This window comes from Priestia sp. P5_B4 (assembly GCF_056400385.1).
This window is the reverse complement of record NZ_JBFULJ010000091.1, coordinates 1-10,359: the sequence shown is the minus strand read 5'-3', so window position 1 is coordinate 10,359 and position 10,359 is coordinate 1. Positions and strand designations below refer to the sequence as shown.

Annotated in this window: 14 protein-coding genes; 2 read left to right on the top strand and 12 right to left on the bottom strand. The window is 37.8% G+C overall.

Annotation, left to right across the window (positions count from 1 at the left end; genetic code table 11):
- The 3 genes from AC1DRF_RS10745 to AC1DRF_RS10735 form a co-directional block, all read right to left on the bottom strand.
- The coding region (locus AC1DRF_RS10745) for an NAD(P)-binding domain-containing protein (protein WP_477740719.1) at nucleotides 1–82 on the bottom strand (82 nt) is incomplete at its 3' end.
- Between the two features lie 187 nt (nucleotides 83–269).
- The gene (locus AC1DRF_RS10740; protein ID WP_377575928.1) at nucleotides 270–716 is read right to left on the bottom strand and encodes a TlpA family protein disulfide reductase; all 447 of its coding nucleotides are present in this window, start codon (nucleotides 714–716) and stop codon (nucleotides 270–272) included.
- A 102-nt stretch (nucleotides 717–818) separates the two neighbouring features.
- Nucleotides 819–1,367, bottom strand: coding sequence for a peroxiredoxin (locus tag AC1DRF_RS10735; protein WP_014461006.1), 549 nt, complete (start codon nucleotides 1,365–1,367; stop codon nucleotides 819–821).
- A gap of 356 nt (nucleotides 1,368–1,723) precedes the next feature.
- Here AC1DRF_RS10735 and AC1DRF_RS10730 point away from each other — a divergent pair, with 356 nt between their 5' ends.
- On the top strand, nucleotides 1,724–2,587 hold the full coding sequence (locus AC1DRF_RS10730; protein ID WP_230184599.1) for a mechanosensitive ion channel family protein: 864 nt from the start codon (nucleotides 1,724–1,726) through the stop codon (nucleotides 2,585–2,587).
- A gap of 35 nt (nucleotides 2,588–2,622) precedes the next feature.
- Here AC1DRF_RS10730 and AC1DRF_RS10725 read toward each other — a convergent pair whose 3' ends face one another.
- The 6 genes from AC1DRF_RS10725 to AC1DRF_RS10700 all read right to left on the bottom strand — a co-directional run bounded on the left by AC1DRF_RS10725 (nucleotide 2,623) and on the right by AC1DRF_RS10700 (nucleotide 7,096).
- The gene (locus AC1DRF_RS10725; protein ID WP_013056040.1) at nucleotides 2,623–2,868 is read right to left on the bottom strand and encodes a YkuS family protein; all 246 of its coding nucleotides are present in this window, start codon (nucleotides 2,866–2,868) and stop codon (nucleotides 2,623–2,625) included.
- Between the two features lie 56 nt (nucleotides 2,869–2,924).
- Nucleotides 2,925–4,052, bottom strand: a complete 1,128-nt coding sequence (locus AC1DRF_RS10720) for an N-acetyldiaminopimelate deacetylase (protein ID WP_045292731.1) — start codon at nucleotides 4,050–4,052, stop codon at nucleotides 2,925–2,927.
- A gap of 144 nt (nucleotides 4,053–4,196) precedes the next feature.
- A complete protein-coding gene (gene dapD / locus AC1DRF_RS10715; RefSeq protein WP_013082280.1) occupies nucleotides 4,197–4,916 on the bottom strand; it encodes a 2,3,4,5-tetrahydropyridine-2,6-dicarboxylate N-acetyltransferase in 720 nt (239 codons plus the stop codon).
- 128 nt (nucleotides 4,917–5,044) lie between these two features.
- Entirely contained in the window at nucleotides 5,045–5,923 is an 879-nt protein-coding gene (locus AC1DRF_RS10710) for a LysR family transcriptional regulator (protein ID WP_013056037.1), read from the bottom strand.
- 99 nt (nucleotides 5,924–6,022) lie between these two features.
- On the bottom strand, nucleotides 6,023–6,478 hold the full coding sequence (gene cbpB, locus AC1DRF_RS10705) for a cyclic-di-AMP-binding protein CbpB (protein ID WP_013056036.1): 456 nt from the start codon (nucleotides 6,476–6,478) through the stop codon (nucleotides 6,023–6,025).
- Between the two features lie 381 nt (nucleotides 6,479–6,859).
- Entirely contained in the window at nucleotides 6,860–7,096 is a 237-nt protein-coding gene (locus AC1DRF_RS10700; RefSeq protein WP_013056035.1) for a YkuJ family protein, read from the bottom strand.
- 280 nt (nucleotides 7,097–7,376) lie between these two features.
- Here AC1DRF_RS10700 and AC1DRF_RS10695 point away from each other — a divergent pair, with 280 nt between their 5' ends.
- Nucleotides 7,377–7,613, top strand: coding sequence for a glutaredoxin domain-containing protein (locus AC1DRF_RS10695; RefSeq protein ID WP_013082278.1), 237 nt, complete (start codon nucleotides 7,377–7,379; stop codon nucleotides 7,611–7,613).
- A 41-nt stretch (nucleotides 7,614–7,654) separates the two neighbouring features.
- On the opposite strand, the gene AC1DRF_RS10690 is transcribed toward AC1DRF_RS10695, so the two are convergent.
- The 3 genes from AC1DRF_RS10690 to fadH all read right to left on the bottom strand — a co-directional run.
- Nucleotides 7,655–8,125, bottom strand: coding sequence for a DUF3993 domain-containing protein (locus tag AC1DRF_RS10690; protein ID WP_097823996.1), 471 nt, complete (start codon nucleotides 8,123–8,125; stop codon nucleotides 7,655–7,657).
- Nucleotides 8,126–8,281: 156 nt separating this feature from the next.
- On the bottom strand, nucleotides 8,282–9,493 hold the full coding sequence (locus AC1DRF_RS10685; protein ID WP_013056032.1) for an EAL domain-containing protein: 1,212 nt from the start codon (nucleotides 9,491–9,493) through the stop codon (nucleotides 8,282–8,284).
- Nucleotides 9,494–9,598: 105 nt separating this feature from the next.
- A partial coding sequence (gene fadH, locus AC1DRF_RS10680) for a 2,4-dienoyl-CoA reductase (protein WP_477740718.1) occupies nucleotides 9,599–10,359 on the bottom strand: 761 nt, incomplete at its 5' end.

The following is a 10,359-nucleotide window of genomic DNA, read 5'->3' as shown; positions in this document are numbered from 1 at the left end:
CTACTACAGAATGGTTATGATCTAGTAAATTCAATACTAAGTTTGCTCCCATTTTCCCTAAGCCAATCATACCTAATTTCATATGTAAATTACCTCCAATAGTAAGTTTCGTATCATGTTGTTAGTGTTAGTATGGTGTAAACTCACAAGAAAAAATCCACATTTTTATATTTCCTTTATCAGTTACTTCCTACACACAAAAAAGAAAAACATTCGATGCAAGTTCTACTAAGCATCGAATGCTTTTCACCTGTTACAACTGCCTGTATTTATTCGTTCTCGCCTAATACACGATTCACGCGCTTTTCAAGCATTTTCATACCGCTTCCACCAGCTTGGAAGTGGCGTAGCTGACCTGTTTTGTCAAATACATAATATGCCGGTACATATTGATTTTCAAATGCATCCGTTAATTTATGCTCACTGTCTACAAAAATTGGCTGCGTAATATCATGTTCTGCTGCTACTTCTTTAATTTTTGATAAGTCTAAATCATCTTCAGAGCGCGGCATATGAACTGCTACTACGTTTAATTGATCTTTGTATTGGTCGCGAAATTCATTTACTTGAGGCATTGCTTCTTTACATAAATGACAGCTTACTGACCAAAAATGAATAAGCGTTGGCTTTTCGCCGATTAGCTGCTCTTTTGTAACCTCTCCGTTTAACCATTCTGTAGCGCCCGTTAACTGAGGCATTGGCTGACGTAATTTCATGAATAAAAGCCTCCCTTATTTTCACTATTATTGACTATATGTTCTTTATTATCCGATGAAAAAAAGGCCTAACGTGGACGTTAGACCTTTTAAACGTTGTGCTTACGCGTTTAAAGTAGCTTGACCTGGTTTCCAGTTAGCTGGGCAAAGTCCGCCAGTTTGTAACGCTTGAAGAACACGTAAAGTTTCATCAACGTCACGGCCAATATTGTTGTGGTTTACAACTGAATATTGTAATTCGCCTTCTGGGCTGATGATGAATAAACCGCGAAGTGCTACACCTTCTTCTTCAATTAAAACGCCGTACTCACGAGAAACAACGTGATTTGTATCAGCTGCTAATGGATATTTAAGATCACCTAAACCATTATCTTTACGATCAGTGTTGATCCAAGCTAAGTGTGTATGGATTGTGTCTGTAGAAACACCGATTACTTCTGCGTCAAGATCTTCAAACTCATCATAACGGTCAGAAAGTGCAGTGATTTCTGTTGGACATACAAATGTAAAGTCCATTGGATAGAAGAATAATACTGTCCATTTGTCATTTTTAATATTTTCTTCTAAGCTAACTTTACCGAATTCTTTGTTTGATAATACAGCTTCCATTTCAAAGCGTGGAGCTTGTTTACCTACCATACGTTCTGGCATACATGATCCCTCCAAATAATTATTAAATGAGAAAATGTATAAAACATTCTCACTTATGTACTGTTATAACGGTTTTCATTATAATGGATATTGTTTTTTTAGTCAATATTAATTAAGAATGAATTTAAACAACATCTTATAATGGTAACATAGTTGTTATGCCCGCCTTTAGGGCAAATTAAACCCTGACTTCAGCAAAAAAATGCTATAAAAGGGTTGCATTTATTTACCTTCTCAGTTTAGCATGTCTAATATCGGGAATAAACAAATGTGCTCATACTCTTACAAAATCTTTTCCACAGAATACATTCCCACTTATTAATATTGAAACAGAACATAGGAAGGATGAACAACAAATGTTTAAGATGCAAGATATCAACTGGGAACAGCTTCTTACCAATGCTGGAGTTATTGTGTTAAAACTCATTGCCATCACCATTGTATTTTTACTTGTACGAGCAATTGGTAAAAAAGTTATTGAGCGTTCCTTTGAAAAAATGAGTGAGCGCGAAAATACTACGCGCGGACGCATGCTCACACTCAAAAGTTTAACCGTTAATGTGTTTTCATATGTACTTATTTTTATTTTTGTCGTTATGCTGCTTGAAGCAGTAAATATCCATGCCACAGCTCTATTAGCTGGTGCCGGAGTTGTGGGTCTAGCAATCGGGTTCGGTGCTCAAGGACTGGTTAGCGACGTTGTAACAGGTTTCTTTTTACTTCTTGAAAAACAGCTTGATGTTGACGACTATGTAACAACCGGAACTTTTTCAGGAATTGTCGAATCAGTAGGTCTTCGTACTACTCAAATTCGCGGATTTGATGGAACTTTGCACTATGTGCCTAACCGTGAAATTACAAGCTTAAGCAATCATTCCCGAGGCAATATGCGCGCGTTGATTGATATTGGCATTTCGTATGATGATGATATTGACAAAGCAATTTCCGTACTAGAAAAAGTATGCGAGCGCGTTGCTGCAACAAATGAAAACATTGTAGAAGGACCAAGCGTGATAGGAGTTCAAGGTTTAGGCGCATCGGACGTTGTGCTTCGTGTAGTTGGCAAAGCTAAAAACGGTGAACAGTGGGGGGTTGAACGTCAGCTTCGCAAAGAGTTTAAAGAAGCGTTTGACGCAAACGGTATTGATATTCCGTTCCCTCATCAAGTAAATATTGATAAAAAGCAGCCTGAAGATGCCAAGCAGCCTCAGCATGCATAAAAAATAGCCGAAGGATTTATTCCTTCGGCTTTCTTTTATCCTTGTACCTTGTTGCCTACTTGCTGACAAATTTCTTCTGCCGTTAATCCGCTAGCTGTAATAACTGAGCCTTGCGTTACTGCATCAGAAATCCCCATTACGTTTGAATCCTGTCCTGTTACAACACAGCAATCGCACCCTTGTGCATCACTTTCGTTGCGTAATTGTACCACTTCATGTCCGAGCTGCTGAAGTGCAGCCTGTACATCTGTTAAACCGTATTCTACACCAATTCGTGCCATCGTTGCCCACCTCCTCATGGTATTAATTTAGCCATAAGGAAAAATGATTATACGATTTATTGATTGCCTTTATGTTCAAAATATTTTGTAATAAGTGAAATCGCAGTATCTATTGCGCCTTCATGAGGCTGCAGCTTTGCATGATGAAGCCCATATTCAGACTGAACACCAAGCCAAAACATAAATCCAGGAATATCTTTTAGCATATAGCCAAAATCTTCTCCTGTCATTGCTTCTTTGCATTCAATCACATCCACATCCGTTTGCGCTTTGGCAAATTCCATAAACTCTCGCGTGACTTCATGGTGATTATATACTTGATGATACATACAACCATAATCAATGGCTGTTTCACACTGATACCCTACTTCTACTCCTTTAACAATCGCTTCAATTCGTTCTTTAACACGCATCATTGATTCAGGAGATAGCGTGCGAATGGTTCCTTCTATGCGAGCTCGCTCCGCAATAATATTTTGAACCGTCCCGCCTTGAATTTTTCCTACTGTAATTACAGCGCTGTCTAGCGGATCAACGTTGCGAGCAACAATAGTTTGAAGTTGTGAAACGAGCTGACATGCAGCAACTACCATATCATTTGTTGTGTGTGGATAAGCAGCATGGCCGCCTTTTCCTTTTAAATCAATAAATAGCTCAGACGTGTTAGCAAATAGTAACCCTTCCTTCAGCGCAATTGATCCAACCGGATATTCAGGCGCTACGTGAAGGGCGAAGATGAAATCTGGAAGCCATTCTTTCATGATGTCGCTTTGGAGCATTGGCTGTGCTCCTCCTGGACCTTCTTCTGCAGGTTGAAAGATAAACAGTACATTATCTTTAATTTCATGCTGAGCAAAGTAAGTCAGTACGCCTAGCCCAATGGCCATATGCATATCATGTCCGCAGGCATGCATGAGTCCTTCATGCTGTGATTGAAAAGAATAATTCGTTTCTTCCGTGATAGGAAGCCCGTCAATATCTGCTCGGTAGCCTATTGTTTTAGTTGGATTTGTACCATGTACTTTAACAAAGAGTCCTGTTTTCCACGTCTTTACTTCTAAGCGCTCTTGCGGAAGAGTGTTAATATAATCAAGCAAAAAACGCTGTGTTTTCACCTCTTGAAACCCTAATTCAGGAATTTTATGTAGCTCTCTTCTTATTTTCACAAATTCATTTTCAGCCATGTGTATGTCCTCCTCACGAAATAAAGAAGAAAGCGTGGTTGCCCACGCTTCCAACTTGTCCATATGATACGTTCAAGGATTCAGTATCCCAATCGCTAAAACCTATTAATTCAACAAAGAAAAAGCGCAAACTGATCGTTTTTCTTATTCTTCGTTTAATTGACGCAATTCTTGCTTGATTTCTGTTTTAGACTTTGTTTTTTCGTCAATTTCTTTAATAACGCGAGCCGGCGTACCTGCTACTACTGTGTAAGGAGCTACATCTTCTACCACAATTGCACCTGCAGCAACTACGGCACCTTTACCTACTGTTACACCTTCAAGAACAACAGCATTAGCACCGATTACTACATCATCTTCTACTACAACTGGTTTTGCAGAAGGTGGCTCAATAACACCAGCTAATACAGAACCTGCGCCGATGTGACAGTTTTTACCTACTGTTGCACGACCACCAAGTACTACGTTCATGTCGATCATTGTTCCTTCACCGATCACAGAGCCGATGTTAATAGATGCACCCATCATAATAACAGCGTTGTCGCCGATTTCAACTTGATCGCGAATAATAGCGCCTGGCTCAATACGAGCTTTAATTCCTTTCATATCTAATAAAGGAATCGCAGAGTTACGGCGATCATTTTCAATTACGTAGTCTTCAATTTTTCCTTCGTTTGCTTCAATAGCAGCTTTGATTTCTTTCCATTCACCAAATACTACACCTGTGTTGCCCGTTACGAATGTTTTAGAAGATGAACCAAAGTCAATTCCTTCTACTTCACCTTTTACGTAAACTTTTACCGGTGTTGATTTTGTGCTGTTTTGAATAAATGAGATAATCTCATTAGCATCCATCATTTTCATTATGTATTCCTCCTAAGTAAGCAATGTCTCATTTAATGTAACAAAATGCTTTCACAATGACAAGCATCATTATCGTTTTAATAAAAAGATAACGATTGCAAATAAAAAAGCGAGCATCTAGACTCGCTTTAAACCGTTTCTCTTACATATTCACGTACAATATCAACAAATGCTCGAACTTGCTTCAGTTTAAACGCTGATTCGTATCCAACTAAAGAAGTGTCTCGCGTAATTGGCTCTCCATTTGCTTTCAGAAGCGGCGTCCGGTGAATATGGCTTCCAGCTTCTTTAATAGCAATCGATGGTAAAATAGCGAAGCCAAGACCATTTAAAGCCATTTGCTTACACGTCTCAATCTGATCCACTACAATCGTACGCTTCGGTGTAGTATGAAACTCTCGATGCCACCATTCTAAAATTTCTTGATAATACGTTGAGTCACTTTTAAATTGAATAAATGGTCGATGAGTATTTACTACTTCCGCTGCCCTTTCAATTTCTGAATCGACTAGGTAAAGAGGATCTGTAAACAAATGTTCTTTGACACCTTTCCAATCCGGATTTCCGCGTATGATTCCAATATGTACCTCATCTTCGTACAGATAGCGAAGCATTTCACTGCTCCAGCCGGTTACAAGAGAGATTTTAGCATGTGGGTAACGATCCATATAGCGTTTTAACACCGCCGGCAGCCAGTGCTGTCCAATAATCGAAGCCACCGCTAATTTGAGTGTACCATATACCTCATTATCTAAATGATGCAAGTCCTCACGAACCCGATCTTCTTTTTCTACCACTTCTTTTGCAAATTGAACAATCTTTTCTCCAGCAGGCGTTAATGACAGTCCTTTTTGCGAACGAATGAAGATTTGTGTATCCCATGCTTTTTCAATGGTTTGCAGCCTCTGTGATAAAGCTGGTTGCGATACAAATAATCTCTCTGCAGCTTTTCTCATATTTAATTCTTGAGCTAATACAACGAGCATTCGACATTCTATTAATTGCATTCAGTTATTCCTTTCAAGCCTCTTTTTACTTTCATTTTACCTTTATCATATAAGAAAAAAACGGAGAAAGATAGGCTGAAACACGATTTCTTAAAAAAATTATTGAAATGACTCTTTCGGGAGAATGATGGACTGCCTTCTTAATGACTTTAACAAATTTCTTCGTGTTAAAATCCCTTCAAAAATGCCATCTTCATTCTCTACGCACAAAAAAGGATGGTTAATCATGGCATTTATGACTTTTAATACGGATTTTTTCATGGAGACACGAGGAACATTTTGATTCATAACTTCTTCTACTTTCATGGTTTCTAATCGTTCAAATTCAATGCGCTTTAATCCTAAAATCGAATCTAAAATAAGCGTCATACTCACGAACCCCTGCAGCTGGAACCTTGGATTTAATACGGGAATGGACGTATAGCCCGTCTTTGTTAACACAAGCAAAGCATGTTCTAAATTATTTCCCACTTGAACATGAGCAACTTTATCAGAAGTGACAAGCAAATCTCGAAGTTCAATTTGATTTAACTGATTGTGATCAATATCAATCATTTATACATTCTCCTTCCATTTCTCATAACTTCCACGTGTGTAAAGAGAAAAAGAACAAGCTACAAAATGAAAATAGCTTGCTACGTAAATGCGAACCTTTAAGAGGGAATAGAAGCAGACACACTCGATGTTCTCCCTTATATGTTAAGTCTAGATTTTTTTAAAACAAGTGTCAACGAAAGTTCATAATTATCTGAATTTTTTATTTTGATTTTTTTACAGCATTCGACCCGTTCCTTCTATTTATCAGAAAATCCGCTATCACTTTGTCGATATTTCTCGGGAAAATAGGGCGGAAGCCACCGCAAAAACTCCATACGCAGTAACAAAAAAATACCGCAAAGTATAAAATCCTTTGCGGCATTCGTTTTGCTTTATCCCTTAATGAATAAGTTCAAAAATTTCAATTGCAATCATATCAACGTTATCAAATTGATAAACGGCTGGCTTTTCACCATCTTGATATACTTCAAGTTCGTATGTTTCAGTTTTTGCATGATATTTCACGCTGCAAATTCTTTTTCCCTCTACTTCGAAGAAGCGTTGTGGCGCTTCACTTCCACTTGCTTGCTCACGGAGATTCACAAGACGAGTTAAAATACCTTGTAATTGTGACATATAATCTCTCCTTTCACCTATTACATCATTACGCATTCGACTTTTCTACAATATCAATTCAAATAAATACGTTATCTAAACTAATACTTAAAAGACACCATTTCACTATATGCCACATACTAAAAAAACACAAGTACTTTACGTGATTTTTCATAAGAAAATGCCTTATTATAGCGATATATGTCGTTTTTTATTATAATAACATAGCGATATACTATGTATCATACAAAACTTCATTCTACTTTAACACCATTCATTTTAATATAGGGAGGTGCTTTCATTGAGATCTATAGAGTTGTACACACAACCAGCTTGCCCACCTTGCGAAATTGTTAAACAGTTTTTACAGCATCATCACGTTTCCTATAAAGAATTTGACGTATCTAAAGATGCTTCTGCTCGAAAACGAATGACTACTGAGTTAGAGTCTTATTCCACTCCGACCATTCGTATTGACCAGGAAATTATCAGAGGATTTGACCTTCAAGCGCTTGAGAAGCTTCTTAACATCGGGTAACAGAAACACTCAAAATAAGCTTTCCTCGGCTATTTTGAGTGTTACTTACTATATATAAACTTTTGCACTTTCCATTTCCCTTGTTTTTTTACTAACGTGATCATTTCGTAATGATCTTGGTATTTTACCCGTTCATTATGCACAGCCGGAAAAAATTGATAGACATAAGCTTTGTTTTGGTCGGAATGAAGAGCTACCTTCGTTTGTTCATCAAAAGAAAAGAAAGGGATGTAGTGTGTTAAATATTCAGGTCCCTCTCCGACATACCCTTGAGCTTTTTGTAAGAGAGCCTCATTAAAAAACACAGATGCATACTCATCATCTAAAAACAATTTCAGCTCACGAACAGCGTCTTGATTAGTATGAGCAGACGCAGCTCTTAGCTGAGCCTGATAAGCGTCCTGCAAATTTATAAAGATTTCATGCCTAATCTCTCCTGATACTTCTGCATGAACAGATTTTCCTGAGTACAAGACAATCAGCAAAAAGACAAGTAAGCATATTTTATTCAAATTAAATCAGCTCCTTAACTTCTTTTTTATTAGAATTCCGAAAATTCCCCTGCCTATGCATATCCCTACAACCGACTGTCGTTCTCCTCTAAAAAAACATAAAAAACCGGCAACCACTTTTGCTGGTTGCCGGTTTAACTTCAACTTATTTATTCTCTACAAAACGTCTCTTTCGTATAAAAAAGAATATGAAATATCAAGGAATATATAGTGCATATTATCAATCGGATACGAAAAAGTCCGGATATTCTCACCTGTTTCAATATCATTATACAAATCTGATAATATGCCTTTTTTTTCATAGCTCATTCGAATAATATTCTCAAGGAAATATGGGCGCCAGCTCCAATTTTTCTTTACATATTCAGGTTCAAGAATCCAATCCTCGTTTTTCTTTACATAGTTAGAAGACTTTTGAAATCCATTTTCATCGCAGATGTAAAGGCGAAAACACACGTTGGATAGTTCTTCTGCAATAACAGGCAGCATATCGTCATACGTTTCTAGCTTTCTGCACTTTGTCATTACCTGCTGCATTTTATCTTGAAAGCGTTCTGTCAGCTGGTAAACAGCAAGCAGCTTTTTCTTTTCGTGAGCGATATACATTTCAAAACGTTCCTTTAGTTTATCCTTTAAGATGTTCGGATCGACAAGTTCAGCAGCCGGCTTATGTAAATAATAACCTTGAAAATACCTGCCTCCGTTTCTCCATGCATATTGCAGCTGATAGGAGGCTTCTATATCTTCGTATAGAAGCGTAGCACCCATTTTTCTTGCTAACAGAGATAAAGAATACAATACGTCTTGATACGACTGCGCCATGTCCGTTTGTCTCAGAATATGTAAATCTACTTTTAAGATATCTGGTGAAAGCAACCCAATCCTGTCTAGATTACTACTTTCTTTTCCTATATTATCAATTGCAATCTTAATACCATATGTTTGATAATACTTTAGTAAGTGTTGAAGTGATTCCAAATCTCCACTAAAATTGTGTTCTGTAATTTCGAGAACAATTCGATCAAGCGATAATCCTTTATTTTCGAAAAGTTGCAATAATTCTAGCAAGGATTCTCCATGATCGTTCATTAATAAATTAGGGTTCTGATTAATAAAAATTAAAAATTGTTCTTCCTGGGTCAACATATGCTCGAGCGCTTGTGTTAAAACAGCATAATCAACTTCTATGCGATATTCATCCGGAATCGCATCATCATGAAAGAATGGGCCGAGACTTTCAATTTCCCCTTCATTTTGAAACCTCGCCAACACTTCATAGCCAATTACTCTATGTCCATCTGCACTAAAAATTGCTTGATAATACGGAAGAGTTTTCTCTATGTTTGTTAATACATCTAACGGGTCCACTCAACTCTCCCCTCTCCTTGTTCACTTTACGTTAGTATAATACGAATAGCATAATTTTGCTAGTCCTTCTCGGATTGCTTTGTACTTTTTAGTGCGTATACAAACTTAAAAAGGATGCTGATTTAGCCACTGTCCCCCGTCCATTGTAATGCATTCTCCATTGATATAAGACGCTTCATCGGAGAATAAGAAACTAGCTAATCCTGCTATTTCCTCAGGAGTTCCAAGGCGTCCTAATGGTACAGAATTTAATGTACGCGCTTTCATTTTTTCTGACTCAAATAATTTATCGGCTCCTCCTGTTCGCTCGATCGGCCCTGGTGCAATCGCATTTACCCGTATACCATATTTCTTCCCCCACTCTACTGCGAGCGTGCGCGTCATGGTTAAAACTCCTGACTTGGCACAAGCTGAATGAATAACACCTGCTCCTGCGTTCCAGGCATATGTAGCCACAATGTTTGTAATGGCCCCTTTTGTGCCTTTATTGATCCAATATTTCCCTACTACGGAACTGCAATAAAATGTACCATTTAATACGATATTAATTACRCTGTTCCATCCGTTAATGGATAAGTCTTCAGCTGCACATATAAAATTGCCTGCAGCATTATTAACTAAAAAATCAATTTGGCCAAATGCCTTGTCCGTTTCTTGAACCATTCGTTCCACATCTTCTGGATTGCGTACATCCATCACCACTGAAAGTACCTGTCCATCAAACGTTTTAATTTCATTTTCTGTCTCTTGTAATCGATCGGCTGATCTACCTGTGATTACCACATGAGCACCTTGTTCTGCAAATCGCTTTGCCATATGTTTTCCCATTCCACTTGAACCGCCAGTAACAATTACGACCTTGTTCT

Excerpts from the sequence above, each read along its gene's own strand:
- AC1DRF_RS10740 (WP_377575928.1), bottom strand. The coding sequence starts at position 716 with ATGAAATTACGTCAGCCAATGCCTCAGTTAACGGGCGCTACAGAATGG.
- AC1DRF_RS10735 (WP_014461006.1), bottom strand. The coding sequence starts at position 1,367 with ATGCCAGAACGTATGGTAGGTAAACAAGCTCCACGCTTTGAAATGGAA.
- AC1DRF_RS10730 (WP_230184599.1), top strand. The coding sequence starts at position 1,724 with ATGTTTAAGATGCAAGATATCAACTGGGAACAGCTTCTTACCAATGCT.
- AC1DRF_RS10725 (WP_013056040.1), bottom strand. The coding sequence starts at position 2,868 with ATGGCACGAATTGGTGTAGAATACGGTTTAACAGATGTACAGGCTGCA.
- AC1DRF_RS10720 (WP_045292731.1), bottom strand. The coding sequence starts at position 4,052 with ATGGCTGAAAATGAATTTGTGAAAATAAGAAGAGAGCTACATAAAATT.
- dapD (WP_013082280.1), bottom strand. The coding sequence starts at position 4,916 with ATGAAAATGATGGATGCTAATGAGATTATCTCATTTATTCAAAACAGC.
- AC1DRF_RS10710 (WP_013056037.1), bottom strand. The coding sequence starts at position 5,923 with ATGCAATTAATAGAATGTCGAATGCTCGTTGTATTAGCTCAAGAATTA.
- cbpB (WP_013056036.1), bottom strand. The coding sequence starts at position 6,478 with ATGATTGATATTGATCACAATCAGTTAAATCAAATTGAACTTCGAGAT.
- AC1DRF_RS10700 (WP_013056035.1), bottom strand. The coding sequence starts at position 7,096 with ATGTCACAATTACAAGGTATTTTAACTCGTCTTGTGAATCTCCGTGAG.